The sequence below is a fragment of the Faecalibacterium hominis (ex Afrizal et al. 2022) genome (genome assembly GCF_049545105.1).
Taxonomy (GTDB): Bacteria; Bacillota; Clostridia; order Oscillospirales; family Ruminococcaceae; genus Faecalibacterium; species Faecalibacterium duncaniae.
On sequence record NZ_CP186860.1, the window covers coordinates 100,198 to 125,728 of the forward strand.

The 25,531-nt window shown below is 52.6% G+C and carries 30 protein-coding genes and 2 pseudogenes; 27 read left to right on the forward strand and 5 right to left on the reverse strand.

The annotated features are described in order from the left end of the window. The first annotated feature begins 156 nt into the window (after positions 1 to 156). The 11 genes and pseudogenes from ACKXGA_RS00480 to ACKXGA_RS00530 all read left to right on the forward strand — a co-directional run bounded on the left by ACKXGA_RS00480 (position 157) and on the right by ACKXGA_RS00530 (position 6,758). Complete coding sequence (locus ACKXGA_RS00480) at positions 157 to 852, forward strand: sigma-70 family RNA polymerase sigma factor (protein ID WP_223453893.1); 696 nt, start codon at positions 157 to 159, stop codon at positions 850 to 852. 472 nt (positions 853 to 1,324) lie between these two features. After that, on the forward strand, positions 1,325 to 1,543 hold the full coding sequence (locus ACKXGA_RS00485; RefSeq protein WP_097793250.1) for an HFLK protein: 219 nt from the start codon (positions 1,325 to 1,327) through the stop codon (positions 1,541 to 1,543). Positions 1,544 to 1,657: 114 nt separating this feature from the next. Further along, positions 1,658 to 2,185: a cysteine hydrolase family protein gene (locus ACKXGA_RS00490; RefSeq protein WP_423729832.1), complete on the forward strand. Its 528-nt coding sequence runs from the start codon at positions 1,658 to 1,660 to the stop codon at positions 2,183 to 2,185. A gap of 10 nt (positions 2,186 to 2,195) precedes the next feature. Continuing rightward, entirely contained in the window at positions 2,196 to 2,714 is a 519-nt protein-coding gene (locus ACKXGA_RS00495; protein ID WP_423729833.1) for an O-acetyl-ADP-ribose deacetylase, read from the forward strand. Positions 2,715 to 2,826: 112 nt separating this feature from the next. Then, entirely contained in the window at positions 2,827 to 3,264 is a 438-nt protein-coding gene (locus ACKXGA_RS00500; protein WP_423729834.1) for a hypothetical protein, read from the forward strand. A gap of 14 nt (positions 3,265 to 3,278) precedes the next feature. Beyond that, positions 3,279 to 3,944, forward strand: a complete 666-nt coding sequence (gene sfsA, locus ACKXGA_RS00505; RefSeq protein ID WP_423729835.1) for a DNA/RNA nuclease SfsA — start codon at positions 3,279 to 3,281, stop codon at positions 3,942 to 3,944. A 98-nt stretch (positions 3,945 to 4,042) separates the two neighbouring features. After that, positions 4,043 to 4,210, forward strand: a pseudogene (locus ACKXGA_RS00510) (desulfoferrodoxin family protein); the annotation flags it as partial. Positions 4,211 to 4,720: 510 nt separating this feature from the next. Beyond that, a complete protein-coding gene (locus ACKXGA_RS00515; RefSeq protein ID WP_005921352.1) occupies positions 4,721 to 5,182 on the forward strand; it encodes a DUF523 domain-containing protein in 462 nt (153 codons plus the stop codon). Continuing rightward, a complete protein-coding gene (locus tag ACKXGA_RS00520; protein ID WP_423729836.1) occupies positions 5,167 to 5,709 on the forward strand; it encodes an HAD family hydrolase in 543 nt (180 codons plus the stop codon). The genes ACKXGA_RS00515 and ACKXGA_RS00520 overlap by 16 nt, the downstream gene beginning before the upstream one ends. Next, positions 5,706 to 6,293, forward strand: coding sequence for a pentapeptide repeat-containing protein (locus tag ACKXGA_RS00525; protein WP_097779531.1), 588 nt, complete (start codon positions 5,706 to 5,708; stop codon positions 6,291 to 6,293). The genes ACKXGA_RS00520 and ACKXGA_RS00525 overlap by 4 nt, the downstream gene beginning before the upstream one ends. 12 nt (positions 6,294 to 6,305) lie before the next feature. Further along, positions 6,306 to 6,758, forward strand: coding sequence for an aminoacyl-tRNA hydrolase (locus ACKXGA_RS00530; RefSeq protein ID WP_005946299.1), 453 nt, complete (start codon positions 6,306 to 6,308; stop codon positions 6,756 to 6,758). Between the two features lie 15 nt (positions 6,759 to 6,773). Here the strand turns inward: ACKXGA_RS00530 and ACKXGA_RS00535 are convergent, their stop codons facing one another. After that, positions 6,774 to 7,655, reverse strand: a complete 882-nt coding sequence (locus ACKXGA_RS00535; RefSeq protein WP_423729837.1) for a DUF5131 family protein — start codon at positions 7,653 to 7,655, stop codon at positions 6,774 to 6,776. A gap of 114 nt (positions 7,656 to 7,769) precedes the next feature. Here ACKXGA_RS00535 and ACKXGA_RS00540 point away from each other — a divergent pair, with 114 nt between their 5' ends. From ACKXGA_RS00540 to ACKXGA_RS00605, 14 genes and pseudogenes are all read left to right on the forward strand, one after another. Further along, positions 7,770 to 8,801 carry a macro domain-containing protein gene (locus ACKXGA_RS00540; protein WP_423729838.1) on the forward strand — a complete coding sequence of 344 codons (1,032 nt, stop codon included), beginning with the start codon at positions 7,770 to 7,772 and terminating at the stop codon, positions 8,799 to 8,801. A gap of 89 nt (positions 8,802 to 8,890) precedes the next feature. After that, positions 8,891 to 9,691, forward strand: a complete 801-nt coding sequence (locus tag ACKXGA_RS00545) for an ADP-ribosylglycohydrolase family protein (RefSeq protein ID WP_412375348.1) — start codon at positions 8,891 to 8,893, stop codon at positions 9,689 to 9,691. A gap of 165 nt (positions 9,692 to 9,856) precedes the next feature. After that, positions 9,857 to 10,297 (forward strand): annotated as a pseudogene (locus ACKXGA_RS00550) (purine-nucleoside phosphorylase); the annotation flags it as partial. Between the two features lie 10 nt (positions 10,298 to 10,307). Continuing rightward, the gene (locus ACKXGA_RS00555) at positions 10,308 to 10,784 is read left to right on the forward strand and encodes a hypothetical protein (RefSeq protein WP_097770669.1); all 477 of its coding nucleotides are present in this window, start codon (positions 10,308 to 10,310) and stop codon (positions 10,782 to 10,784) included. A 217-nt stretch (positions 10,785 to 11,001) separates the two neighbouring features. Further along, positions 11,002 to 11,469 (forward strand): Hsp20/alpha crystallin family protein, encoded by a 468-nt coding sequence (locus ACKXGA_RS00560; protein WP_223385155.1) that lies wholly within the window; start codon positions 11,002 to 11,004, stop codon positions 11,467 to 11,469. A 250-nt stretch (positions 11,470 to 11,719) separates the two neighbouring features. Further along, a complete protein-coding gene (locus ACKXGA_RS00565) occupies positions 11,720 to 12,577 on the forward strand; it encodes a YitT family protein (protein ID WP_156057600.1) in 858 nt (285 codons plus the stop codon). Between the two features lie 63 nt (positions 12,578 to 12,640). Further along, positions 12,641 to 13,675, forward strand: coding sequence for an alcohol dehydrogenase (locus ACKXGA_RS00570; protein WP_423729839.1), 1,035 nt, complete (start codon positions 12,641 to 12,643; stop codon positions 13,673 to 13,675). 172 nt (positions 13,676 to 13,847) lie between these two features. Then, complete coding sequence (gene ade, locus ACKXGA_RS00575) at positions 13,848 to 15,587, forward strand: adenine deaminase (protein ID WP_423729840.1); 1,740 nt, start codon at positions 13,848 to 13,850, stop codon at positions 15,585 to 15,587. A gap of 155 nt (positions 15,588 to 15,742) precedes the next feature. Then, complete coding sequence (locus tag ACKXGA_RS00580; protein ID WP_005946321.1) at positions 15,743 to 16,015, forward strand: hypothetical protein; 273 nt, start codon at positions 15,743 to 15,745, stop codon at positions 16,013 to 16,015. 67 nt (positions 16,016 to 16,082) lie between these two features. Further along, entirely contained in the window at positions 16,083 to 16,226 is a 144-nt protein-coding gene (locus tag ACKXGA_RS00585; protein WP_223385157.1) for a hypothetical protein, read from the forward strand. A 2-nt stretch (positions 16,227 to 16,228) separates the two neighbouring features. Continuing rightward, positions 16,229 to 16,741, forward strand: coding sequence for an NAD(+) diphosphatase (locus ACKXGA_RS00590; RefSeq protein ID WP_005922551.1), 513 nt, complete (start codon positions 16,229 to 16,231; stop codon positions 16,739 to 16,741). Positions 16,742 to 16,879: 138 nt separating this feature from the next. After that, positions 16,880 to 18,073, forward strand: a complete 1,194-nt coding sequence (locus tag ACKXGA_RS00595) for a Fic family protein (RefSeq protein ID WP_423729841.1) — start codon at positions 16,880 to 16,882, stop codon at positions 18,071 to 18,073. A gap of 468 nt (positions 18,074 to 18,541) precedes the next feature. Next, positions 18,542 to 18,778, forward strand: a complete 237-nt coding sequence (locus tag ACKXGA_RS00600; protein ID WP_005922522.1) for a hypothetical protein — start codon at positions 18,542 to 18,544, stop codon at positions 18,776 to 18,778. A gap of 323 nt (positions 18,779 to 19,101) precedes the next feature. Then, positions 19,102 to 20,187 (forward strand): hypothetical protein, encoded by a 1,086-nt coding sequence (locus ACKXGA_RS00605; protein ID WP_339395922.1) that lies wholly within the window; start codon positions 19,102 to 19,104, stop codon positions 20,185 to 20,187. 122 nt (positions 20,188 to 20,309) lie between these two features. On the opposite strand, the gene ACKXGA_RS00610 is transcribed toward ACKXGA_RS00605, so the two are convergent. Then, positions 20,310 to 20,789, reverse strand: a complete 480-nt coding sequence (locus ACKXGA_RS00610) for a helix-turn-helix domain-containing protein (protein WP_242990280.1) — start codon at positions 20,787 to 20,789, stop codon at positions 20,310 to 20,312. A 190-nt stretch (positions 20,790 to 20,979) separates the two neighbouring features. Between ACKXGA_RS00610 and ACKXGA_RS00615 the strand changes: the two genes are divergently transcribed. Further along, the gene (locus tag ACKXGA_RS00615) at positions 20,980 to 21,336 is read left to right on the forward strand and encodes a sigma factor-like helix-turn-helix DNA-binding protein (protein ID WP_117477492.1); all 357 of its coding nucleotides are present in this window, start codon (positions 20,980 to 20,982) and stop codon (positions 21,334 to 21,336) included. 63 nt (positions 21,337 to 21,399) lie between these two features. Here the strand turns inward: ACKXGA_RS00615 and ACKXGA_RS00620 are convergent, their stop codons facing one another. The 3 genes from ACKXGA_RS00620 to ACKXGA_RS00630 all read right to left on the reverse strand — a co-directional run bounded on the left by ACKXGA_RS00620 (position 21,400) and on the right by ACKXGA_RS00630 (position 24,433). Beyond that, complete coding sequence (locus ACKXGA_RS00620) at positions 21,400 to 22,200, reverse strand: SDR family oxidoreductase (RefSeq protein WP_423729842.1); 801 nt, start codon at positions 22,198 to 22,200, stop codon at positions 21,400 to 21,402. Positions 22,201 to 22,411: 211 nt separating this feature from the next. After that, on the reverse strand, positions 22,412 to 23,644 hold the full coding sequence (locus tag ACKXGA_RS00625; protein ID WP_423729843.1) for an L-lactate MFS transporter: 1,233 nt from the start codon (positions 23,642 to 23,644) through the stop codon (positions 22,412 to 22,414). Positions 23,645 to 23,656: 12 nt separating this feature from the next. Continuing rightward, positions 23,657 to 24,433, reverse strand: coding sequence for an SDR family NAD(P)-dependent oxidoreductase (locus tag ACKXGA_RS00630; RefSeq protein ID WP_117477495.1), 777 nt, complete (start codon positions 24,431 to 24,433; stop codon positions 23,657 to 23,659). A 148-nt stretch (positions 24,434 to 24,581) separates the two neighbouring features. On the opposite strand from ACKXGA_RS00630, the gene ACKXGA_RS00635 reads away from it, so the two are divergent. Beyond that, the gene (locus tag ACKXGA_RS00635) at positions 24,582 to 25,466 is read left to right on the forward strand and encodes a LysR family transcriptional regulator (RefSeq protein ID WP_117477496.1); all 885 of its coding nucleotides are present in this window, start codon (positions 24,582 to 24,584) and stop codon (positions 25,464 to 25,466) included. The last annotated feature ends 65 nt before the right edge of the window (positions 25,467 to 25,531 follow it).

A 25,531-nucleotide genomic window follows, 5' to 3' on the forward strand; every position in this document is an offset into this window, starting at 1 on the left:
TAATGGTTCCTCCGTTTTACCAACAAAATTCGGTCCCTTATCCTTAATACGAACGAACCCGCAGGAAAATTGCAGAATGCCATCCCTGCGCTCCGGATTCGGAGGAATACTTTGTGATCTTCCAACAGCATACAGTAGCACCAGGGGGTGCTGTGTATGCTATTAACGTTGCTGCAATTTTTCGCTACAAAATTTCTGGTGCTGGCGCTGCATCTGGAAGCGGGAAGTTTCCCAAAGCCGCTCAGCGCGCGGGAGGAGATCGAAACCTTTGCGGCTCTGCGGGCGGGGGACAGGAGTGCGCGGGAAAAGATCATCCGGCACAACCTGCGGCTGGTGGCCCATGTGGCAAAGAAATACTACGCCCAGCCCGGCGACCAGGAGGACCTGATCTCAATTGGAACCATTGGGCTGATGAAGGCCGTGGATACCTTTGACACCACCCGCAAGGCGCGGTTTGCGACCTATGCCAGCAGATGCATTGAGAATGAGCTGCGGATGCATTTTCGCAGGGAGCGCAGAAATGGTGTGGTCGTTTCCCTGCAGGAAACACTGGAAGCGGGAAAGGAGGACAGCGCACTGACCCTTTCCGATGTACTGCAGGACGGTTTCTGTATGGAGGATGCCTGTGAGCGGCAGGACGAGGCCCGGCGGCTGCGCAGGCTGATCGAGGGCCTGCCCGCCCGGGAGCGCAAGCTGATTCTGCTGCGGTACGGGCTGGCGGGTCAGCCGCCCCTGACCCAACTGGAAACGGCACAGCTGCTCCAGATCAGCAGAAGTTATGTCTCAAGGCTCGAGACCCACGCACTGGAACAGCTGCGCAAAGGTTGGCTTCAAGAATCACCGGGAGAATAAAGGGGGCCGCCTGCGGGCGGCGTACATATCCTCTTTTACAATGGGATTGGGTGTGGTATACTGAATTCGTAAAATTGAAAACCGGGAAGGTGCAAAATGAAATGAAGATCCGTAAGGCAAACGCGAAAAAATAGATTCCATAAGCGAGTGACCTGAAAAGGACACCACCGAGAAAAGGAAGCCTCTATGAAAAAAGCATTGGCAGTACGGGAGCAGCAATGGTATCAGACGATCACGGCATGCTGCCTTCTGTGAGTGCTAAATTGATTCGAAGGAAAGTATGTGAGAAGAATTCTGTGTTCTGTTGTGTTCTTGCGGTCGAAATGTTGCAGGATGGCAAGCCTACACTGATTTACGCAATAGTTTGCAAGAAACCTGAAGAAAATTTTGCAAAAGAGAACTTTATGGGACATTACTTCTGCTAAAATGACCTTAGAAGAAACAAAAAGAAACTTCTGAGGAGCACAGAACAATGTCAAACGGTGATTATGGTTACTTCGGCAAAGGCGATACGGGCTATGCCCAGTACATGACGGCGTTCAACCGCAACTTCGGCGGCTCGTCCGGCGGCGGTGGTGGTGGCGGAAACCACAACAACAATGGCGGTGGCGGCGGGGACGGCAGCGGGTGCGGCTGCCTGATCGCTATTGCAGTGGTCGTGGTGCTGATCCTGATCGTCTTGGGTGGCTGAATCAATCCCTGCAGGTGAAACACAGGTTTTCCCTGTGGGGATTTTTTGAATCCGCTTGTAGAAAGAAACGGTCTATGGTAGAATGAAACCAAAAAAAAACAGGAGGGCTTACACATGGTTTTACTGGTTGTGGATACACAGAAAGGTATCGTGGATGAACGCCTGTATGCGTTTGAAAAGTTTGTCAGCAACATCAGGGAATTGATCCGGACTGCCCGCGAACAGGGAATCGAGGTCGTCTATGTCCAGCATGACGATGGGCCCGGCACCGGTTTCTCCATCGGGGATGATGAGTTTGATATCTATTCTGAGTTTGCACCACTGCAGACCGAAAAACGGTTCGTCAAGACTGTATGCAACGCTTTCAAGAAAGAGAGCGGTCTGCTGGAATATCTGACGGAAAAGGGCGAAAAAGATGTGATGGTCTGCGGTATCATGACGGACTTCTGCATCAATGCAACGGTGGAGGCGGGCTTTGAGCATGGCCTGCACATGATCGTTCCTGCCTATGCAAATTCCACGCGGGACAACGAGTATATGACAGGGGAGCAGAGCTACCGCTATTACAATGAATTCCTCTGGCCAGATTGTTATGCCGATTGCGTGCCTATGGAGAAAGCGTTGGAACTGCTCAAAAAGTGATGTGTTTACAATGATTTCTGAAAAAGTAAAAAATCAGATTCAAGTGGTGCAGGGTGATATTACCAAACTGGACTGTGACGGCATCGTGAATGCGGCCAATCGCAGTCTGTTGGGCGGCGGTGGCGTGGATGGAGCCATTCACCGGGCAGCAGGGCCGGAGCTGTTGGCGGAGTGTCGTACGCTGCACGGCTGCCGCACCGGCGAAGCAAAAATCACAAAGGGCTACCGGTTGAGAGCAAAGTATATCATTCATACGGTAGGCCCGATATATTCCGGCACAGCAGAGGATGCCGCGCAGCTGGCGGACTGCTACCGCAACTCGCTGAACCTTGCCAAAGAGCATGAACTCCACAGCATTGCCTTCCCGGCAATTTCGACCGGCGTGTATGGCTACCCGCTGGAAGATGCCACGGAGATTGCAGTCAAAACAGTGGCGCAGTGGCTGGAAGCACATGCGGATTACGCCATGCAGGTGATTTTCTGCTGCTTCGATGCCCGGACGGAGCGGGTGTATCAGGCAAGGCTGTAACCGGAAGAGGTGTGAGAGATGGGCTTTTTCAAAAAGCTGTTTACAGGGATCGGGTTTGCGGCAGGATTTCTGTTCTTCGGATGCTTGTCAGTGATTGTGTATTCATGCAGACGTGAAACTCCCGACGGACGGTCAGAATGACAGTGAAGCGGCGGAGCAGAAACTGCATATCCTGCTGTATAAATCCACACTGCCTGAGAATGACCTGAATCAAGCGCTGGATGAGCTTCGGACGGAGCGCAGACGGCAAAAGGCAGAGTATCAGGGGGCACCGTTTGCGGATGTGTTTCTGGTGAACCTGATTTTATCCGATGAGGACAGTGAACGGGCCTGCATCGTGGATGTGGGGGATACGGGCATAAGCTATGTCATTCCGTGGGGCAGCATCCCGAAAGACCTGCAGGAACCGCTGCACCGCTATGTATCGGAAGCGGAAGGAAAACTCTGCGGCTACTGCAAGGAAGAACTCTGCAACAGTGAAAGCGGCAGGATGGTCGTGGAACTGTATCTTGGTAAACAGGATGGGCATGGCTCCAGAATCCTGTACTGAAAATGGAGTAAAGATTGAAATACAGAGAAATCGCAGACGGCATTTTTGTTGACCGTCCCAACCGCTTTATTGCCCATGTGGAAGTGAATGGAGCAGTGGAAACCGTCCATGTCAAGAACACCGGGCGGTGCAAAGAGCTATTGCTGCCCGGCACGGCGGTTCGGCTGGAAGTGTCGGATAACCCGAAACGCAAAACGAAATACGACCTTGTGGCGGTACACAAGCAAGGTCTTGGCTGGGTCAATATGGACAGTCAGGCACCCAATAAGGTGGTAGGGGAGTGGCTTGCAAAACAGGGCTACGACTATATCAGGCCGGAATTCACCTATGGCAAGTCCCGCATTGATTTTTATATGGAAAAGGGTGAGCAAAAGTATCTGATGGAGGTCAAGGGCTGCACGCTGGAAGTGGACAGTATCGGCTATTTCCCGGATGCACCCACCGAACGGGGCGTGAAGCACTTGCACGAGTTAGCGCAGGCACAGCGGGCAGGGTATCGGTGCGCAGTAGCCTTTGTGATCCAGATGGAAGGCATCACCGAGGTGCGGCCAAATGTCAGCACACAGCCGGAGTTTGGCACGGCACTGGCCGAAGCAAAGGTTGCAGGTGTGCAAGTGCTGTTTTTGCTCTGCCATGTAGGGCGGGATAGTCTGGAAATCGTGGAGCAGAGGGAAGGGTGAAGACGGCAGAAAAACGCTTTGCGTGATTCAGTTACAGAAATCATAAATAGGAAATGTTATCATATGGATACAAGAAACACACCGATAACATTCCAGCGGATGTTCACTATATTCAGTGGATTTTTGTGGAGACTGAGAACGGCGGGCAGATCCGCTATCTGAATCCGGGGCAGGCTCCCAACGCGGTGTTTGAACTGGGAAGTGAAAAGCCGGTGGCTGTTTACGCATACTGCAACCTGCATGGCCTTTGGATGACGAAACTCTGATACAATCAATGCAAACAGGGAGTGAGTTGATGTCACTCCCTGTTTTTTGATGAGAACTTTATGCGGTTCTTTTGGTTCGGAACTGTGTATAAATGGGATGGATAAAATGAGCAGGCACACTATATGCGTTTGTTAAACGCTGATAGCGTTCGATTTTTTGCGTGGAATCGTGAAAATGAGACCTGTGAAAAACGTAGAAAATTTGATATGGTTGCGCTGCAAACTAAGACATATTGATGTTTTTGAAACGGGAAGCCGCTGCTGCTCGATTGAGTTGCTGCAGGATCTTTCGTCCTGCCTGAATGTCAGAACGGACTATCTGCTGAACGGAGATGCACCGCATAACAACCATCTGAGGGAAAGACTGACGTTTCTTGCACAGGAATTAGAAAAGATTACGGCGGACCTCCCGGTATGGGGATAGGAAAAAGCAGAATCCTCTTTTTCAATGCCCAAAAGCGTGGTAGAATAGGTAAAAGATTCAGTATCTGAAAAACGGAGCGCGCAACAATGAAGATTCTGGTCAGCGCCTGTCTGCTGGGCGAAAACTGCAAATACAGCGGCGGAAACAATTACAATCAGGCGGTCTGTGATTTTGCGCGGGGGCATCAGGTGGTTCCGGTCTGCCCGGAGGTTTTGGGCGGCCTGCCCACACCGCGGTGCCCGGCGGAAATCGTGCAGGGCGTTGTCACGAACAAAGAGGGCATCAATGTGGACCGGGAGTTCCGAGCGGGCGCAGCCAAGGCCCTTGCCATCGCAAAAGAAAATGGGGTGGAGCTTGCCATCCTGCAATCCCGCAGCCCCAGCTGCGGCGTGAAGGAAATCTACGACGGAACGTTTTCTGGGACAAAGATTCCCGGACAGGGTGTTTTTGCCAAGATGCTGATGGACGAAGGCATCCGTGTTCTGGATGCCGGGGAATTGCCTAAAATTATCTTGAAAAATGAGGACGGAAAATGTCAATCAGACTGATTTGCAGCGACATTGACGGTACGCTGCTGCAATACGGCAGGAAAGAGCTGGAAGGCGAGATCTTTGAACAGATACGGGAGCTGCATCGGCGCGGTATTTTGTTCTGCCCGGCATCCGGCCGGCAGTATACCAGCCTGCGCAAGCTCTTTGCACCGGTGGCAGACTGCTGTGTGTTTCTTTGTGAGAACGGCGGCGTGATCTATAAAGACGAACAGTGCATCGCCAAGAACCCGATGCCCCGTGCACTGGCCGAAGAAATTGCCAACGACCTGTGGAACCGCAGCGACGGGCAGGGCGAAGTGATGCTCTCCGGTCAGAATACCGCCTACCTGATGGAGCGGGGTCTGGGAATGCTCCAGCGCATCCAGTTCATCGGGAACAACTATCAGATCATTCATGCCCCGTCTGAGGTGCCGGAGGAGATCACAAAAGTATCGGTGTATCTGCACGAAGGCGTAGAATCTTACACGGAACGGTTTGTCCCACGATGGAAAGAGGCGAACTGCGCTGACAGGAGAATTTTATGACAGAGCGTTATTGTGAGGGTGAACGGTTTGCTGACCTGTCGTTCACCGAGGAGGCTTTTGAGGATTGCGACTTTACCGATTGCGTATTTGTGGATTGCTCCTTTACCAAATGCGAACTGGATCATACCACGCTGAACGAGTGCAAATTCGTGCGGTGTGAGATCACAGGTCTGCGCAGCACTCATTCTTCGGTGCAGTCGCTGGATTTTGAGGACTGCCGCCTGAATGAAATTGAGTGGGCACCGCTGATGTCCAACGGTGCCTTCCCGGACCCTATCCACACGCTGAAAGAGTGCAGTCTGAAATATAACACCTTCACCGAAATGAACTTTAACCGCTTCGACTTTTCGGACGGCAACGAAATTGTCGGCTCCATGTTTGCCAAATGCGAGATGCAGCTGGCGAATTTCAAGGGTGTAGAACTTCACGAAACGGAATTCTACCAGTGTGATCTGCGCAAGGCGGATTTCCGGGATGCTACAGGCTATAAGGTGGACATTCTGGGCAGCCGCCTGAAGGATGCGAAATTTTCCCTGCCGGAAGCGGTGAATCTGCTGGCAGATTTGAAGATCAAGCTGTCATAAGAAGGAGAGAAAATGCGTCAACTCATCATTGCACGAAAAGATCTGCAGATGTCGCCTGGCAAGCTGGCGGCGCAGTGCTGCCACGCTTCGCTGGCGTTCCTCACCGACCCCATCGGCATGGGACAGGGCGTGGAACCCATCGAGAAAGACGGAGAAATTACCGGCTATCGGGCAGAAATCATGTTGGAGAAAGCAACCTATGAAGAATGGTTCGATGGCTCTTTTACCAAAACTATCTGCGGGGCAAAGAACCGCAATCAACTGCTGAAAGCAAAGACAATTGCCGAGGAATTGGGACTGGTGGAAAACAAAGACTTCTTCCTTATCCGGGATGCCTGCCACACCGAGCTGGAGCCGGAAGAATTTGATGAAAACGGAGAAGGCATGACCCTGACCTGCATCGGCTTCCGCCCGCTGCCGGATGAAATTGCACACCAGATCAGCCATAAGTTCCATTTGTATTGATAGAATTCCTTTATTTTATAAGCATTTTCCACAGTCACTGCAGCCGTTGCAGATCAACTTGCTGCCGCAGGTCTCGCAGTTTGCGCGGAAATGGGGCACATAGAGATCTTCCTGCGGGATGGGGTAGCCCCAGTCGTCCACGAGGTCAAAATGAATGGGCCTGCCCTGATAGTTCATGCCGGATTTATAAGCCATCCGGCTTTGCAGCTGCTTGCTGGGCAGGTGGTAGCGTTTACCGTCTTTGATGAACACAGTGCCAGTCTCGATAAAGCAGAATGTTACGTTGGCATCCACGCATTCTTGCCGGAGAGACTTGACCCAATCGAAATTGCAGGGGCGGGCACCATCGTAGTTTTCGCCGCCGCAGATGACCTGCTCGATCTGCCCGGCGGAAAGGTACTGCCGGATGCTTACCGGCCCGATGAAGGGCGCGCACATGATGCCCTTGTGCTTGAAGGGCAGGTCAAACAGAATGGGAATGCGCTCATCGGCGCGGCGCTGATTTTCACAGGTGACGTTGAAAAAGATGTTGTCCCAACCGCTGCCCCAGTCCGGCGGCAGGCACTCCCGCACCCGCTGCGGCCGTTTGGTGAGAAGGAAAAACACCACATCGCTGCGCTGGCGCATGATGTCCCACGCCTCAGCCCGCCACGGGTCAGCTTCTTCCAAGAAGAAATCCGAGGTCATGCAGACCCGGATCTGCTCACCACTCTGGATTTTGTAGTGTCCGGTGCGGTCTTTCTGGAGCGGATAGGAAAAGCCGCTTTTCGTTTTGTAGATCTCGGCTCCGTTCTGGTCCCGCATCCGGTCGAGAAAATACATGTAGCAGTTCTGGCAGCCCTCGCTGCACTTGACGCAGCCGTGCCATGGATTCCAGATGTCGTGCAGGAAGCTCACCTTCTTTCGGTACCTATTATTATAATAGCTGCGCGGACAGGAAACAAGAGCACCCCTTGCACCGCCCCGCCGGATGTGATAGGATGAAGAAAACCATGTGAGGGAGGAACCACCATGCCGTTTCTGATGATCCGCAACGACATCACAAAAGTGGCGGCGGATGCCATTGTCAACCCGGCCAACCGGAACCTTTTGCAGGGCAGCGGCACTAGCCGTGCCATCTATCAGGCGGCAGGGGAGCAGGAGCTGACCGCTTCCTGCGAAGCCATCGGCCGCTGCGATTGGGGCAGAGCCGTGTGTACTCCGGCGTTCGGGCTGCCTGCAACGTATATTTTCCATGCAGTCTGCCCAGCGTGGCAGGGCGGCGGGTTCGGCGAAGCTGAACAATTAGCCGGTGCATACCACTCCGCATTGGAATTAGCCGCAGAGTACCACTGCGAGAGCGTGGCCTTTCCGCTGCTGTCCAGCGGGAACTATGGCTACCCCAAAGAACAGGCCTTCCGCATTGCGGTGGACACCATCACGCAGTACGTCATGGAGCACGACCTGACCGTGTATCTGGTGCTTTACGATCGGGGTTCGCTGGCCGTGAGCCGGAAGCTGTTCGCCTCGGTGGAGGAGTACATTGACGACCACTATGTAGCACAGAACGATGAAAGCTACGGATTTGGCCGTCGGCGCAGAGAATTGTCAGAGCGGCGGAGGCTTCTGGAAGAAGATGCCGCCGTGCCGATGCTAGGTGCAGTTCCGGCACCTGCCGCGGCACCCAGGACAGCCCGCAGTCTGGAAAGCCTGATGGACAACCTTGGCGAGAGCTTCACCACCCGGCTGCTGCGGCTCATTGACGAGCGGGGGCTGAAAGACTCCACCGTGTACAAGCAGTCCAACATCTCCCGGCAGCATTTCTCCAAAATTCAGTGCAATCGCGACTACAACCCCAAAAAGAAAACGGTGCTGGCCTTTGCGGTGGGGCTGCACCTGTCCGAAGATGAAACCATCGACCTGCTCAAGAGCGCGGGCTATGCCTTTTCGGATGGCTCCAAGCGGGACTGGATCGTGCGGTACTGTCTGGAACACAAAATCTATAACATCAATCAGGTCAATACGCTATTGTTTGAATACGATCAGGAACAGCTGGGTGCGTAATTTGTCGCCTGCCCGTTGACCTTTTGCCCTCCGGTTTGTGGTATCCTCTTGTCAGAAAGACGGAACACCACAAGAACGGAGGGCGTTTTATGTTGGGAGCGATTTTGGGCGATATCGTGGGCAGTCCCTATGAATTTGACCACAACAATTACAAGCACAAGGATTTTCCGCTGCTGAGCGAGAAATCGCACTTCACCGATGATACCGTCATGACCGCTGCGGTGGCAGTTGGTCTGATTGACGGAAAGGGTCTGCCGGAGAGAACATTTTGTGCAGTGCAGCATGAAATGCGGTTCTGGGGCCGTGAATATCCCCATGCCGGTTACGGCGGGATGTTCCGCCGGTGGCTGCACGCAGAAAATCCGAATCCCTATGGCAGTTTCGGTAACGGTTCGGCTATGCGGGTGTCGGCAGCGGGCTGGCTGTTCGATACGCTGGACAAAACGCTGGAAATGGCAAAAGTGACCGCTGAAGTCACCCACAACCACCCGGAGGGCATCAAAGGCGCGCAGGCCACGGCGGCAGTGATTTTTCTGGCCCGTACCGGCCACAGCAAGCCGGAAATCAAACAATATGTGGAGCAGACCTTCGGCTATGACCTGAACCGTACCTGCGATGAAATTCGGCCGACCTATCATCATGTGGAGACCTGTCAGGAAACTGTGCCGGAAGCAATCATTGCTTTTCTGGAAAGCGTCAGTTTTGAGGATGCACTTCGCAATGCAGTTTCTCTGGGCGGCGACAGCGACACCCTTGCCTGCATCACCGGCGGCATTGCCGAAGCTTTTTACGGGATGCCGCAGGAACTGCGGGACGAGACTTTGAAACGTCTGCCGGAGGATATCCGGGAAGGATATGAGCTGTTTCGGTGGAACATCGGCCAGAGATAAGACATTCGGAGAACCAAGGAGCAGATACAACACACTCGTGATGTGAAGTATCTGCTCCTTGGTTTTTAATAAGACTCGATGGAGGGCGTCTTGCATCGGCCTGAAAAATCCGATATACTGAACCCAGAGAGTATATCGAATTTTTTGGGAAAAGGAGAGAATGGTATTACCGACTTCATCAATATGATGGGCACGAACCCCCTCATTGGTCCCAACGATGAGCGCTTCGGCCCCCGCTTCCCGGACATGACCGAACCTTACAGTCTGGAACTGCGGAACCTTGCCAAGCAGACCGCCGATGAACTGGGCATTGCCTACAAGGAGGGCGTTTACATGGGCTTTATGGGCCCTTGCTATGAAACGGCGGCTGAAATTCGCGCCTTTGCAGGGATGGGAGCCGATGCCGTGGGCATGAGCACCGTGCCGGAAACCATGGTCTGCAACTACATGGGCATGAAGGTACTGGCCGTCAGCTGCATCACTAACATGGCCACCGGCATCCAGACGGTCAAGCATAGCCACGCCCGCGTGCTGGAAATCGCAAATCAGGCCGGGGAGACCCTGTGCCGCTGGCTGGGTGCGGTGATCCAGAAGATGGAAGGATAGGGTAATTCGGATGAGAGAAAACATCGTTTTTGATTATTTGCTGGCAAATGCCTGGGGGCTGCCGCTTTGCCGTGTGTCCGTGTCAGAAGATGGCTTCGTTCAATGTCAGGAGAACAGAGAAAATACACAAGGACTGCAACTGGAAAAGGCAGAAGTGGATAAAATCAAATCAATCGTTTCAGAACATACGCATATATTGGATTATGACAGTAAAGAACTTGAGTCGCCAGATGTGTTTGATGGAGTTATGAATTTTTTTGATTTTGAGGCATCTGATGGACGAAAAGTGAACTTGATGGCTTTTAATATTGGCGAAGTGAAAACCCCTGGCATGAGCTTTTCAAAAGGTCTCCTAGAGGAAGGAGAGCTGGACGAAATCGTCGTTCCGGTAAAAGCAATGGAGGTAGTAAAGACATTCGAGGAAATCGCTGCTACGCTGGTGGCGAATGGAGTGGATGCCAAATACTTAAGGCTGACATATGCCTGAAAAAACGCCTATGATTGCATGAAAATTTATCAAAAAATTATCTTTCTGTGAATTTTAGCACTCTACACTTGATACTGCTAACAAACGGTGCTATAACAGTGGCGTGCTCAGGAGGAAGGGCAAAAGGAGAGCCGCTAGGCTCCCCGGAAAGCCTTTCCGAATAAACAACATAAAGATTTTTTACCCGACCTGAACGCCGGGATTGGAGGAATGATTTATGTTTATGCCTGCTGTTTTCCATGAGAATCTGTTCGATGATCTCTTTGATCCGTTCTGGAACGAGGGTGCGCTGGAGCGTGCGATGAACCGTGAAGAGCGCGAGACCTTCGGTAAGCGCGGTGCAAACATGATGAAGACCGATGTGAAGCAGACCGAGAACGGCTACGATGTGGCCGTGGACCTGCCGGGCTGCAAGAAGGAAGACGTTCAGATGGAACTGAACGACGGTTACCTGACTATTCAGGCCGTCCGTAATCACAGCAATGATGAGAAGGATGAGAAGGGTCATTACATCCGCCGCGAGACCTTCTCCGGCACCTGCGCGCGCAGCTTCTATGTGGGCGATGCCGTAAAGAAAGAGGATATCCACGCAAAGTTCGAGGATGGCATCCTGCACATCCAGCTGCCTGCACCCCAGCAGCAGAAGGCTCTGCCTGAGAACCCGAACCTGATCGAGATCGAGTAAAACGCCGGTCGTGTGCGCCAAAGCACAACGCACATAAGATGCCCCCGGAGAGCCGCAACAAGCCCTCCGGGGGCATTTTTGTTTCGCTATCTTTTCCGTAAGGGAAAACCATGGTATACTGAGAACGGCAACTCGGAATTTATGGAGGTACTTCACTATGGAATACAAACGCTTTGGCGGTAAGCTCCTTGTCCGCATCGACAAAGATGAGGAAATCGGTGAAACAAATTTGATTTTAGGGGGGACAAAGATGAGTGATGTAAAAGGAAAGACCGGCGCAGTCCTGAGGGAGACGGCAGTCCTGACCGGGGCGGTGGCGATCATTGCGGCGGGCGTTTTCTTTTTTCTGGTGCCGAGCCATACATCCGTCAGCAGCATTTCCGGCCTTGGCATCGTGCTGTCCAATTTTGTGCCGCTGCCCTTGTCGGTCATTACGATGATCCTGAACGTCGTGCTTCTCATCATCGGGTTCTTTACCTGCGGCAGAGAATTTGGCGCAAAGACCGTATACACCAGTGTGCTGCTGCCGGTGTTTCTGGGGCTGTTTGAAAAGCTGTTCCCGGAGTTCGGCTCGATGACCGGCAGTCAGGAGCTGGACGTGCTGTGCTATATTCTGGTGGTCAGCATCGGGCTGAGTATTTTGTTCAACCGCAATGCATCCTCCGGCGGGCTGGATATCGTGGCAAAGATCATGAACAAGTACCTGCACATGGAATTGGGAAAAGCTATGTCTCTGTCGGGAATGTGTGTGGCGCTTTCCGCGGCCCTGGTCTACGATAAAAAGACCGTGGTGCTGAGTATCCTCGGTACTTACTTCAACGGCATCGTGCTGGACCATTTCATCTTTGATAACAGCATCAAACGCCGCGTCTGCATCATCACCGAAAAAGAGGAGGCGCTGCGTCAGTTCATCCTCCATGACCTGCACAGCGGTGCGACCATGTACGAGGCCATCGGTGCATACAATCTGGAAAAGCACAACGAGATCATTACCATCGTGGACAAGAGCGAATATCAGAAGCTGATGAACTTTATCAACCGGGAAGACCCCAAGGCTTTTGTTACCGTTTACAATGTGTCCAGCATGCAGTATCAGCCCAAGATCTGATCGGCGGAGAGCTGCGTGGTATACTCAAGTCCGGAAATATCAAAGCGCATGGAGGTAAAAAGCATGCTGACCTATACCTATGTTTCAGAGGGGGCGTTTGCCCTGCTGGAAAAACCAAAGCCGGTGCTGCAGCACGAGCGGGACGCCATTGTAAAGGTGACCCTTGCCAGCATCTGCTCCAGCGACCTGCACATTAAGCATGGCAGCGTGCCCCGGGCGGTGCCCGGCATCACGGTAGGGCACGAGATGGTGGGCATCGTAGAAGAAGTGGGCAGTGCGGTGACCAATGTGAAACCCGGCGACCGGGTGACGGTGAACGTGGAGACCTTCTGCGGAGAGTGCTTCTTCTGCAAAAAGGGCTTCGTGAACAACTGCACCGATCAAAACGGCGGCTGGGCGCTGGGCTGCCGCATCGACGGCGGGCAGGCCGAGTATGTCCGGGTGCCCTTTGCGGATCAGGGACTGAACAAGATCCCGGACGGCATCACCGATCGGCAGGCGCTGCTGGTGGGCGATGTGCTGGCCACTGGCTTTTGGGCGGCACGCATCTCGGAGATCACCCCCGAGGATACCGTGCTGATCCTCGGTGCAGGGCCGACTGGCATCTGCACGCTGCTGTGCGTCATGCTGCACAGCCCCAAGCGCATCATCGTCTGTGAAAAGGACGCAAGCCGCCTGCAGTTCATCCGTCGGCACTACCCGCAGGTGCTCACCGTGCAGCCGGAGGACTGCGCCGCCTTTGTGCGTGCCCACAGCGACCACGGCGGGGCCGATGTGGTACTGGAGGTGGCAGGGGCAGACTCCACCTTCCGGCTGGCATGGGAGTGTGCACGGCCCAACGCCATTGTGACAGTGGTGGCACTGTACGATAAGGCACAGACCCTGCCGCTGCCGGAAATGTACGGCAAAAACCTCACCTTTAAGACCGGCGGCGTGGACGGCTGCGATTGTGAAGAAACGCTGCGTCTCATCGCAGAAGGCAAGATCGATACCGAACCGCTCATCACCCACACCTACCCCCTGCGCCGGATCGCAGAGGGCTACGAGCTGTTTGAAAAGAAACGGGACGGCGTGATCAAGGTGGCAGTGGAGTGCTGACGGTGTGCGCCAAGTCACACACGCACATAAGGTGGCCCCGGAGAGCTGCAGCAAGCCCTCCGGGGCCATTTTTGTTCCTGGCATCTTTTCCGCAGCGGCAAGGCGTGGTAGAATAAGGGCAGAACCAATCCACAGGTGAGAAAATCGAACTTCAGAGAGAGGAGATGTTTCTATGCAGTCTGATGAGCTGAAACGCCGGATCTCGGCAGGCAGAGGAGATGCTTTGGCTGATCTGGTTTTGAAAAATGCCAGAATTGTCAATGTGTTTACCGATGAGATCGACACCGCTGATATTGCCATCAGCGGAAATTCGATCGTGGGCGTGGGCACGTATCATGGCCGGAAAGAAGTTGATTTGCACGGCAAATATGTCTGCCCGGGCCTGATCGATGGGCATATCCACATCGAAAGCTCCATGCTCTGTGGTCCGGCTTTCGAGCAGGCAGTGCTGCCCCACGGTACCACTGCGGTGGTCACAGACCCACACGAGATCTCGAACGTTGCGGGGCTGGAAGGCTTGGATTTTATGCTGGAAACGACAAAAAATCTGACCCTTTCGGTTTATTTCATGCTGCCCTCCTGTGTTCCGGCCACGGATCTGGATGAATCCGGTGCGGTGCTGAACGCAGAACAGCTCCGGCCTTACTACGGCGATCCCCGTGTGCTGGGGCTTGCAGAGCTGATGAATGCCTATGGGACGGTGCGCTGTGACCCGAAGATCCTGCAGAAGATCAGCGACTGTACCGAAGCAGGAAAGATTGTGGATGGACACGCACCGCTCTTGAGCGATAAGGACCTGAATGCTTATATTGCGGCAGGCGTTCAGTCCGATCACGAGTGCTCCAACATCGAGGAAGCTATGGAAAAACTCCGGCTCGGACAATACATCATGATCCGGGAAGGAACGGCTGCCAAAAATATGGAGGCCCTGATGCCGCTGTTCCGGGAGCCCTATTGCAGCCGCTGTATGCTGGTGACGGATGATAAGCACCCCGGTGACCTGCTGGACAACGGACACATCGATTCCAACATCCGTAAAGCGATCCGGTTGGGGGCGGACCCGGCAGTGGCCGTCAAAATGGCGACGCTGGTTCCGGCACAGTATTTTGGGTTCAAGCAGCGCGGTGCCGTAGCACCGGGGTACCGGGCAGATCTGGTTGTGGTTTCTGATCTGGAATCCTTTACGGTCGAACAGGTTTACAAGAACGGCACGCTGGTGGCCGAGCACGGAAAAACGCTGAAACCCGCACCGCTTGACATCGACCGTGTGAGATTTTCCCACGTTATGGATTCCTTTGATCTGGATGAGATCACACTGCAGGACCTGGAACTTCGGGAAAGCGGGGAGCAGGAGCGTGTCATCTGCCTGAACCGGGGCGAGCTGCTTACGGAGAAAAAAATCATCCCGTTCCAACGGCATCCGGGCAAAGCTCCCGGTGTGGACCCGGAACACAACGTCGTAAAACTGGCCGTTTTTGAGCGGCATCATCACTCCGGCCATGTGGGCATTGGCTTTTTAGAAAACTTCAGCCTGAAATGCGGAGCCGTTGCATCGAGCATCGCACATGATTCCCATAACCTGATTGTGGCAGGGGACAACGATACCGATATGATGTTGGCCGGCAACACTGTGCGGAAAAACAAAGGCGGACTTGCGTTTGTGGCAGATGGACAGGTCGTGGCAGAACTTGCGCTTCCGGTGGCCGGATTGATGAGCACCGAAAGCGCAGAGAGCGTTGCGGCGAAAATGCAGGCGCTGAACGATGCCCTCAAGGCACATGGTGTAGCGGAAGACATCGGCATTTTTATGACCCTCGCCTTCGTCAGCCTTCCGGTCATTCCCAAACTCAGACTGAATACATACGGCATCATCGATGTAGCGCAGCAGAAAGTCGTTCCGGCTGTTTTTTAATACGCGATAACAAAAATACTGCCGGAGATCGACCTGAATGGTCCGTCTCCGGCAACAGAACAGTTCGTTCCTACTCTTAGAAACGAGCCGCATCAAGAGAAAAATTGACGGAAATTCTTATTTGATAAATCGTAATTTAATGGAGGGATGTTTCTATGAAATCTTTTGTTTGCAGTTTGTGTCACAATGGCATACTTGGAGGAGGTCTGTACCTCGATAGTCAGTCGCTTACTTACAAGACAAACAAGCTTACAGTTGACAAAAAATACAGAAATTTAGTTTTGCCGATGCAGGAAATAAAAGAAATCTCTTGGAAGTGGATAGTCTTTCCAATTGCAACAGTTAATATGAAAAATGGAGAACTATATAAATTCATTATTTTCAATAAATCACGCTTTACAAAATGGTTTCAAGAGTATTCTCGATAAATACAAAGTGTCAAATTCGCGTTTATCAAGGTGAACATTTAAGTATTAAAAACGGGAGTGAAAACAAATGATGACCATTGCACAGATCATGGAAAAGATGATCGCCTTTTCCGAAGGGAATATCCATGACATCACGCACCTGAGCTGCGTGTGGACCTATGCCAAAACGGCAGCAGGTATCCGGCTGACGAAAACAGTGTTTGGAGTGTAAAAATGATTCAGAAGCATTGCTTTGAATGCGGTACGGCATTGATTGAAAAAGAACTGGAAGAAGAGGGCATTGTGCCTTATTGCCCGAAATGCCAGCAATACCGGTTCCCGATGTACAATGTGGCAGTCAGCATGATTGTTGTGGATGAGGAAACCGGGAAAATTCTGCTCATCCAGCAGTACGGCAAGCCCTCTTATATTCTGGTGGCTGGATATGTGAACCGCGGTGAGGCAGAAGAACACGCCGTGGTGCGGGAAGTCCGGGAAGAAACCGGGTTGGAAGTAGAGCACCTCCGGTTCAACCGTACCAAGTTTTTTGAGCCGTCTAACACGCTGATGTGCAACTTTACGGCTTTCGTCAGAACCGCAAAGGCGCTGCATATCAACCACGAAGTGGACCGCTGCAAGTGGTTCACCCCACAGGAAGCCAGAGAAAACATCCGTCCCAACAGCCTTGCAGCGGAATTTTTGAATGCGTATCTGGACGAAGTGGGGAATAAGCCGATGGAGATGTGATGCGTGGCTGTGCCGCGGGAATTTTGACGGAAAGTATGGAAAAAAGTTGGTTCGGCCTGTTTCGGTTGACTTTTTTATAAAGAATCGGTATATTGATACTATGTAGTATCAATAAGTATCAACTGCGAGGTGGACAGAATGGATGGGGCACAGTTTGCCAAAATGCTTTCAGATAAGCATTTGTTTGAACTCAATCGGATGGAATACAAGTACTCGACTGTCAGCGTCAAAGAATTTGCCGAATTGCTGCGGCAAAACTTTGCGCAGCCTCTGCCGTTGACTGATTTTTCTGGAAATAAGCTGTTTTACCTGCCGAACCTCGCGCAAATTTCAACAAATGGTATGAAGCAGTTGCTCTCTGTCCCTGTCAGTGGACAAAATTTCGGCTTGTCGGCGATGACCGAGGAAATTTATGCGACTTTTCAAATTGAAAGTATCCGCTCGACCCGCAGCAGTATCCGTTATATCCTCGATGGTTATGCCCCTCGTGATGAACAAGAAGCCCGCATCTATGGTATGAAGCGCGGACTGGAGTTTATCGCGGATCGTCAGAATATGATCACCGAGGAGAATCTGCATCACCTATATCAGATCAGCACAGGGGATTATCTCCCGGATGAAGATCGATTACTGCCAAACCACTTTTATCGGCATGGCGAGGTTTTTATTGTGGGCGGTGAAGAACCCAGACCGGGACTTCCGGCAGAGCGGCTTCCCGGTGCCATGAAATGTCTTGTCGATTTTGCGAATGCCAATGACGGCATCAATGAGCTGCATAAGGCTGCCATTCTGCACTTTGCCTTTGCGTACTACCACCCCTATTTTGACGGGAATGGACGCACTGCACGGCTATTTCACCTCTGGTATCTTGTTCAGCAGGGCTATCCTGCGGCACTGTTCACGCCGTTTTCCCGATACATCGCTGAAAACAAGGACGCATATTACAAAGCCTACGAACGCGTGGAGAGAAATGCTCTGATTTCCGGCTATACGGATGTGACTCCCTTTCTGTTCTACTTCTGCAATGAGGTCTATAACCGCCTGCAGGTGGATGCAGTCCCGCCGAAAACTGATCTTGAGGTATATCAAACTGCTCTTGCGGAAGGAAAAATCACAGAAAAAGAACGGCTGCTCTGGGAGTATGTTCTGTCTGCTTATGGTGCAGAGGAGTTTACCACAAAGCAGCTGGAAAAGGATTTCCGAAACGCTGCGTATGCAACCATTCGGACGTTTGTGATGAAATTCCATGAGATGGGGCTGCTTACTGCAAGAAAAGCAGGAAACAGGGTGTTCTATCATGTCGGTGGGACTTCTGACGGTCGGCCATTATAATGAATTCTCCTTTGTCATCATGCCTGCCGCATAAGAACGGCAAAAATTTTTCTGACAGGTTCAGTATAATCCTTAAAGTTGACTGCAGGTCAAGAGCTTTTTTGAATTTATAACAGTCGTGTCGAAAGACATCCCGTCTGAGGGCAAAGCGAAGGTTTTGCTTTTCAGGCGGGATTTTTTTGCTTTTTGGGACTGTTGTATACAATATATGGACTAAGAGGGTGGGTGACTTGGACTACGAGTCCATAAACTTTTGCTCGAAAGTACGATACACTATTGTCACGGCAGCGGCCCAGCTCCGAAAGGGAGCGGGAGCCGCAGCCGGGCGGACCTTGAAAATTGAATATTGATATGGCTTTGCTGGTCAGTCTGGCTCTGAATGTTCTGAGCGGAAACCGCAGCGAATAGCGGACAACCAGTAACCCGTAAAAATGAGGTGATAGCGATGTAACCGGAGGTGAGTGAGCCATGCGAAAGAGTGCCCCCATTGAAGTGGTGGTACATTACCCCAAAACGAAAGAGGGATGGGACGAACTCGGAAAACGGGTCGCAACCGCCCACGCCAACTATGTGATCGAAAAAATCGACCGTCTGAACTGCCCCACATGGCAGAAGCTCGAATTGCTGCAGGCGGTGATCGATACTACCAAAGGAACTTACAAACCCAAAGAACACCAAAAGCCCGGCTGGCAGCCGAGCCGATAAACAAAGCCCCACGCTCAACATATGCTTTTCTGCTCTGACCAGAGACGGTCAGATTCAGAGGCAGTGTTGAGCGTGGGGCTTTTTGTGTTATATAAGTTTTTTGAAATACGGCTGACACAACAAAACTGTTGATTGTTGGCAGCCAATATGGCATCCTGTGACATTGCGTAACACGCAAAACAGTTCCACTTTTTGCTGAAAGAGCGTATCGAAACCGTCCTGATGGAGCAGCAGAAAAAGCTTTTTGAAAAGTAAAAGCTCTTGCGTCCCGTGAAAAAAGAAGGTAATATAAATACAGAGCAAGACACAGAACGCAGGGAGGGATGAAGACCATGTTTTACGAGATCATGCACCGGGAAAGCTGTGTGGCACAACTCAGCACGACAGGGGAATGCAGGGTCTGCCTCGAGGATTTCATGCCCTATGATCTGGTTCTGGTGGAATCGGATGATTTTGACGAGCGCATCAATAATGTAACGAACTTTTACTATTGGTGCGCCTCCCGGATGTTGACGTTGGATCGCACCTACGCCAAGGAAATCCTGAACAGTATCGGTGCATCTCAGAGTGTTACGGACAGGGAACGAGCACAGATTGCATTATCCTACCATTGTCTGTCTTTGCTGGATGTGTTCTGGGTGAAAGAAGAAAACGAGAAGATTCGATTCGAGGATATCAACCTTTTTGCACACTCCTTAAGCAATGCGCTTGTGGATATTGCGCTGCGGGGGCACCAAATGACGGTGACAAACGCCCATCTTCTGGCAAATGACCTGTCTACGGGCGGCTTGTACCCCAAGGCGTGGGTGCGAAAAGAGGATGGCTTTTATCTTTACAAGGATGGTGGCAGGGAAGCGGTGGAACGTGAAGTGCTGGCAAGCAAAATCTGCCGGTGCTTTGACTGCCATCAGGTACTGTATGAGCAGGGGATGTTTGAAAATGAGCCGGTTTCCATCAGCAAAATCATGACATCCCAGCGATACAGTCTTGTGACCTATGCAGCCTATGACGTCTACTGCACGAACCGTGATTGGAACACGCTGGATAAGATCTTAGAGTTGGATGCTCCCAGCTACTATATGATGAACATTCTGGATTATCTGGTGGGCAATACCGACCGTCATTGGGAAAATTGGGGTCTGCTGGTAGACAACGAAACCAATCAGCCCATCCGTCTGCATGACCTAATGGACTTCAACCGGGCGTTTCAGCAGTACGACACGCCAGAAGGCGCAAACTGTCTGACCGTGGGAAAACGCCATCTGAGCCAAAAAGATGCTGCAGTGGAAGCGGTGCGGAACATCGGACTGAACCAAGTCCGTCAGGTGGAGCACACCGTATTCTCCGAGCATCCGGCATGGAAAGCAACGTTTGAAGAACGACTGCGTGTTTTACGGAACGCCATGTAAGTCAGAGCGAATATCAGAATAATTGAAACAGAATGATTCCATAACGAAAGCCCGTCTGCGCTGCCACATATCGTGGCTTGCAGACGAGCTTTTTCGTTTGGCCGGAGAAAAATTACCATACCTCACATGCGCAGCATAGAAAGAAAATCGGGCCCAAGATTTTCGGCCAGAAGCCGGAAACACTTTTGGCTGATGGTTTTCTGTCCGGTCTCCCAGCAGCGGATGCTTGTCCGGCTGACCTTTGCATGGTCGGCAAGCTGCTGACGGTTCCAGCCTTTTGCCTCCCGGTATCTGCGGAGGAAGTCTCCGCCGCCCCGGTGCAGAAACAGGGTGTAGTCGTCCAGAATGTCTTCCACCGGGATGCCGTAAAGGGCGGCGAGCTTGTCCGCCAGCTCCGGCGTGAAACTGCGGTGAAATGCGCCGCTTTCCAGATCCCGATAGAGCCATTCCTCCATGCCCACCATGGCAGCAACCTCTTTTTGCAGCAGGTCAAGACCATAGCGGCACCAACGCAGACGGTCCCATGGGTTCGGGATGTCGGCGTAAGAATGGTACATACGGTAGAACGCCTGCGCCTCTACGGTGGTGCGGGGACCTGCCAAAGTTACCTGCAAGATGTATAGAGGGGTTAGACCACAACCCTCACATGACACCCTCTGAAGCAGAAAAAAGGAACCGCTCTCTCGGCTCCAAAAAAATCCATTTTGACGTAGATGCGTCATTGCGCGAAAGAGGTGGATTCTCTTTTCCATCCCAAAGTGCGCTGGGGAGAGGATAGCAAATGAGCTGCGGATGCATTTTCGCAGGGAGCGCAGAAATGGTGTGGTCGTTTCCCTGCAGGAAACACTGGAAGCGGGAAAGGAGGACAGCGCACTGACCCTTTCCGATGTACTGCAGGACGGTTTCTGCATGGAGGATGCTTGTGAGCGGCAGGACGAGGCCCGGCGGCTGCGCAGGCTGATCGAGGGCCTGCCCGCCCGGGAGCGCAAGCTGATTCTGCTGCGGTACGGGCTGGCGGGTCAGCCGCCCCTGACCCAGCTGGAAACGGCACAGCTGCTCCAGATCAGCAGAAGTTATGTCTCAAGGCTCGAGCCCCACGCACTGGATCAGCTGCGCAAAGACTGGCTTCAGGAATCATCGGTGGAATAGAGCGTGCCGCCTGCGGGCGGCGTACATATCCTCTTCTAGCAGCTTTGCGGAGCAATGCGCCTGTTACCCGTATATTTTCCCCACGATCTTTCCGCGCGCTGCGGCGGGCAGGAGCTTGCACAAAAGGCTCAGGAATTTATACTGTGCGCCGGCAACATAAACGACTGCCGGGTTCTTTTTCTCCACAATACCGGCGATGTACCGTCCGATGCGTGCCGGGTCCATGCCGTTTTGCTCGTCACGCTCCATCTGACTGACGCTCCGGGAGATGCGCCCGCCGTATTCATCGTCGCCGAGAATGCTTTTCTGACGTGCTTTTGTAAATCCGGTGCAGATGTCACCCAATTCTACGACGGTAATATGGATGCCGTAGGGCTTGACTTCGTTTGCCAGAGCGTAAGAGTAAGAGGAAACGGCGGCTTTGCTTGCGGAGTAGAAGGTCTGGAACGGAATGTGTGCTACGGCGGCAACGGAGCTGATGTTCACAATATGCCCCTTCCCCTGACGGCGTAGGAAGGGGAGAACCGCTTTATTTACAGTGACTGTCCCGAAAAAGTTCACATCGAACTGTGCTTTGGCTTGCTCCATGGACGTAAACTCCACCGCACCGGAAATGCCAAAGCCTGCACAGTTGATCACTGCATCGATTTTAGTTTCTTTTTGGATGACCTGCTGCACAGCGGCGTTGACCGCATCTTCATTGGTCACATCGACGGATAGATGGGTGACGCCCTCCATAGGGATATTTCTGCGGCTGAACTCATAAACGATGCAGCCATTCTCTTTCAGAGCGGATGCCGTGCACCGTCCGATGCCGGAGCTTCCTCCGGTAACAATGACGACCTTGTTGGTTTCTCCTGCCATGACTTTCCTCCTGAAAATGTTGATCTGGTTCGAGTATACCGCATGGCAGAACGGCTGTCTATAGGGAAAGCGTCCCACCCGACTTACTTCAGGCCGACGAACAAAAAACACCGGCCACACATGCTGTGCAGCCGGTGTTCCTGTACGCGCAGCCGGTTACCAATAAAACCGGTGGAAAAGATAGAAAACCTATGGTAAAATGAAAGCGTTCTCAGGCTTTTTCATTTGCTGCCTGCATGGAAGCGGTGAGCTTCTTTGCGGCAAAGACGAGGAGAACGGCAGTAGCGGCCAGAATAGCGGAACCGATATAACCGGCCACATAAGAACCGGTGCTGTCGTAGAAGCTGGCACTGATCTTGGGGCCTACAAAGGCACCGATGCCGTAGCCGATAAAGATAAGGCCGTAGTTCCGGTTGTAGAACATGGAACCAAACACCGTCTTGACGATGGGGGCAAATACCACCAGCAGACCGCCAAAAGAGAAACCCACAAGGCAGATGCAGACGATGAAGTAGAGCAGGCTTTTTGCGACCGTCAGCATACACATGGACAGGCCGTTGAGCACCAGAACAAGGATTAGAGAATTCCAGCCCTTGAGCCTATCGTAGATAAAGCCGAAGCTGATGCGGCCGCACATATTGGCAAGGGTCATAATGCTGACGCACATGGCAGCTGTCATGGCAGACTGACCGATCTGATTCTGTGCAATGGGAGAGGTAGCACTGACCATCATGGTACCGGCGGCATTTGCAAAAATGAACATGATCAGCATTACCCAGAACACCGGGGTCTTGACCATTTCCGGAATGTTGTAGTTCTTGGCGTGGAGCTCCTTTGCCTGGGTTGCGGTGGGCTTCCAGCCTTCGGGGATCCAGCCCTCCGGGCAGGGGACGATCATCCATGCCACAGCACCTACGCCGATAAGGAAGATGACGGCCAGAATGCGGCAGGCCATCTGGGCACCGTAGGTGCTGATGAGCCACTGGGCAATCGGCGACATGATGAAGGGACCGCAGGAGGCACCAGCCTGCACAAGGCCGGAGATCGAGCCGCTCTTATCCGGGAACCATTTCAGCGCAGTGGGCAGGCAGGCGGGGTAAATGGTGCCTGCACCTGCACCTGCCATGACGCCGTAGAACAGATACAACTGCGGAATGGAAGAAGCAAAACCGGTGAGGAACCAGCCTGCTGCAAAGAAGGAGAGGCCCAGATAGATGGCCACCCGAGGCTGGAGTTTTTCTGCCAGCAGTCCGCCGACAAAGCCCATGGCGCAGTAGACGAACATATAAATGGTGTATGCCATGCTGAAGTCGGCGCTGCTCCATCCGAACTGGCTGGTAAGCGGCAGGGCGAACAGGCTGAAGAAGGCAGTGGCGGAGGTAAACAGGCTCTGAATCCAGACACCTGCAAACACACGCCAGCGTGTCATTTTTGTGATCTTCATTGGTATTCTCCCTTACTGCTGCAGCGTGCCGAGGTCCAGACCCAGATCACGACCACTGAACTTACCGGCAGCACGGCTGGTGCCCAGCCAGTAGACCATATCGGAGATGTCTTCCACCTCAAGGAAAGGCACGCCTTCGTACATTTCCTGCCAGTTTTTGAAGTCCTTGCCGGTCAGGTCGTTGATGAACTTGACGTAGCTCTCGGTCTCGCACATGGGGGTCTTGACCTTGGTGGGGCAGACATCGTTGACCACGATGCCGGTGCCCTTTAGCTCTTGTGCCAGCGTTTTGGTCAGACCACGCACGCCCCACTTTGCCATGCAGTAGGTGGCAAGCTGCGGCGTGCCGTACATGCCGGAGGTGGAAGAAATGTTGATGATGCGTCCAAAGCCCTGCTTGCGCATATAGAGTGCAGCGTACTTATCCGTGCGCCAGGTGCCGATCAGGTCGATGTTGATGACCTTTTCCACCTGTGCGTCGGTCAGCTCCCAAGTATAGCCAAAGTTGATGACGCCAGCGTTGGCAATGACCACATCCAAACGACCAAAGGTCTCCCATGCCTTTGCAAAAAGATTCTGCATATCCTCGTCCGAGCAGATATTGCACTTGACAGCCAGTGCCTTTGCACCGGCGGCTTCGATCTCTGCCACGGTCGCCTTGAAGGTTTCGCCTTCGGAATCCTGCATATCTGCCAGAACAACATCAAAACCGTTCTGTGCATACTTCAGGGCGTGTGCCTTGCCCTGACCCATTGCGCCGCCCGTGATCAAAACTACTTTTCGTTCCATTTGTATTTCCTCCAGTTTCCTTTTTTGTTCGTTATTTTTCAAACGAATTGTCGTTGCTCCTAGTATAGGGCTTTCGTTTGATGAAAACAAACGGAACGTATTTATGAAATTCATCAACATTTTTTATTGAATTGAGGAGTGTTACTTCGTGAATTTGGATCATCTGCGCTATTTTGAAGTTCTGGCTCAACTGGAACATTACGGCAAAGCAGCGGAAAAGCTTCATATCAGTCAGCCCAATCTGACCTATGCGGTCTCGCAGATCGAGCAGGAGCTGGGCGCTCCGCTGTTTGAAAAAGCCGGACGCAGCATCCGCCTGACACGCTATGGACACGAATTTCTTCGTGTCGTCAAAAGCTCGCTGGATGTTCTGGACAGCGGAACACGGGCTGTACGGGAAGCCAGTCAGAATGGGGGACTGATTCTGCTGGGAAGTATCCGCACCTTGGGAACAACGCTTGTTCCCGACCTGATGCGGAATTTTCAGGCGCAGACAGATCTTGATGTCCGCTTTCAGCTCCGCAGCGAGAACGGATTCAGCGCAAGTCTGCTCAAAGCCGTAGAGGAAAAACGGTTGGATTTTTGCTTCACGTCCTCACCGGGCAACGCCGCCGTTTTTGAGTCCTTTTCCTTTCATCGGAAGCCCTTTGTGGTGATCACCCCTTTGGGGCACCCACTGAGCAGCAGGCAGAGCGTGGCATTGCAGGACACCCTGCCATATCCGCAGATCTGTTTTGCATCCTGCTCCGGTCTGCGCAAAAATGTGGATGCGCTTTTCAGCCAGATCCATGCAGCACCAACGGTTGCTATGGAAACGGAGGAGGACGCTGTCATTGCAGGGCTGGTGGCATCCGGCTTTGGAATCGCCGTGCTGCCGGATGATCCGCTGTTCCAAAGCCTTCCATTGACGGTTTTGCCTCTTACTTCCCCGGACCCTGGGCGCATGGCCTATCTGTCCCGCCGCCGTGGAATCTGTCTGCCGGACGCTGCCGAACAATTCTGGCAGTTTTGTCAGAAGCAGCTTGTCCGGTGAGCCGGAGATGCTGAGCGAATGGAACGGTTTTCTACATCGCTGTATTCTTGCTATGAATGTCTTTT

Excerpts from the sequence above, each read along its gene's own strand:
- ACKXGA_RS00480 (WP_223453893.1), top strand. The coding sequence starts at position 157 with ATGCTATTAACGTTGCTGCAATTTTTCGCTACAAAATTTCTGGTGCTG.
- ACKXGA_RS00485 (WP_097793250.1), top strand. The coding sequence starts at position 1,325 with ATGTCAAACGGTGATTATGGTTACTTCGGCAAAGGCGATACGGGCTAT.
- ACKXGA_RS00490 (WP_423729832.1), top strand. The coding sequence starts at position 1,658 with ATGGTTTTACTGGTTGTGGATACACAGAAAGGTATCGTGGATGAACGC.
- ACKXGA_RS00495 (WP_423729833.1), top strand. The coding sequence starts at position 2,196 with ATGATTTCTGAAAAAGTAAAAAATCAGATTCAAGTGGTGCAGGGTGAT.
- ACKXGA_RS00515 (WP_005921352.1), top strand. The coding sequence starts at position 4,721 with ATGAAGATTCTGGTCAGCGCCTGTCTGCTGGGCGAAAACTGCAAATAC.
- ACKXGA_RS00520 (WP_423729836.1), top strand. The coding sequence starts at position 5,167 with ATGTCAATCAGACTGATTTGCAGCGACATTGACGGTACGCTGCTGCAA.
- ACKXGA_RS00525 (WP_097779531.1), top strand. The coding sequence starts at position 5,706 with ATGACAGAGCGTTATTGTGAGGGTGAACGGTTTGCTGACCTGTCGTTC.
- ACKXGA_RS00530 (WP_005946299.1), top strand. The coding sequence starts at position 6,306 with ATGCGTCAACTCATCATTGCACGAAAAGATCTGCAGATGTCGCCTGGC.
- ACKXGA_RS00540 (WP_423729838.1), top strand. The coding sequence starts at position 7,770 with ATGCCGTTTCTGATGATCCGCAACGACATCACAAAAGTGGCGGCGGAT.
- ACKXGA_RS00545 (WP_412375348.1), top strand. The coding sequence starts at position 8,891 with ATGTTGGGAGCGATTTTGGGCGATATCGTGGGCAGTCCCTATGAATTT.
- ACKXGA_RS00555 (WP_097770669.1), top strand. The coding sequence starts at position 10,308 with ATGAGAGAAAACATCGTTTTTGATTATTTGCTGGCAAATGCCTGGGGG.
- ACKXGA_RS00560 (WP_223385155.1), top strand. The coding sequence starts at position 11,002 with ATGTTTATGCCTGCTGTTTTCCATGAGAATCTGTTCGATGATCTCTTT.
- ACKXGA_RS00565 (WP_156057600.1), top strand. The coding sequence starts at position 11,720 with ATGAGTGATGTAAAAGGAAAGACCGGCGCAGTCCTGAGGGAGACGGCA.
- ACKXGA_RS00570 (WP_423729839.1), top strand. The coding sequence starts at position 12,641 with ATGCTGACCTATACCTATGTTTCAGAGGGGGCGTTTGCCCTGCTGGAA.
- ade (WP_423729840.1), top strand. The coding sequence starts at position 13,848 with ATGCAGTCTGATGAGCTGAAACGCCGGATCTCGGCAGGCAGAGGAGAT.
- ACKXGA_RS00580 (WP_005946321.1), top strand. The coding sequence starts at position 15,743 with ATGAAATCTTTTGTTTGCAGTTTGTGTCACAATGGCATACTTGGAGGA.
- ACKXGA_RS00585 (WP_223385157.1), top strand. The coding sequence starts at position 16,083 with ATGATGACCATTGCACAGATCATGGAAAAGATGATCGCCTTTTCCGAA.
- ACKXGA_RS00590 (WP_005922551.1), top strand. The coding sequence starts at position 16,229 with ATGATTCAGAAGCATTGCTTTGAATGCGGTACGGCATTGATTGAAAAA.
- ACKXGA_RS00595 (WP_423729841.1), top strand. The coding sequence starts at position 16,880 with ATGGATGGGGCACAGTTTGCCAAAATGCTTTCAGATAAGCATTTGTTT.
- ACKXGA_RS00600 (WP_005922522.1), top strand. The coding sequence starts at position 18,542 with ATGCGAAAGAGTGCCCCCATTGAAGTGGTGGTACATTACCCCAAAACG.
- ACKXGA_RS00605 (WP_339395922.1), top strand. The coding sequence starts at position 19,102 with ATGAAGACCATGTTTTACGAGATCATGCACCGGGAAAGCTGTGTGGCA.
- ACKXGA_RS00615 (WP_117477492.1), top strand. The coding sequence starts at position 20,980 with ATGCATTTTCGCAGGGAGCGCAGAAATGGTGTGGTCGTTTCCCTGCAG.
- ACKXGA_RS00620 (WP_423729842.1), bottom strand. The coding sequence starts at position 22,200 with ATGGCAGGAGAAACCAACAAGGTCGTCATTGTTACCGGAGGAAGCTCC.
- ACKXGA_RS00625 (WP_423729843.1), bottom strand. The coding sequence starts at position 23,644 with ATGAAGATCACAAAAATGACACGCTGGCGTGTGTTTGCAGGTGTCTGG.
- ACKXGA_RS00630 (WP_117477495.1), bottom strand. The coding sequence starts at position 24,433 with ATGGAACGAAAAGTAGTTTTGATCACGGGCGGCGCAATGGGTCAGGGC.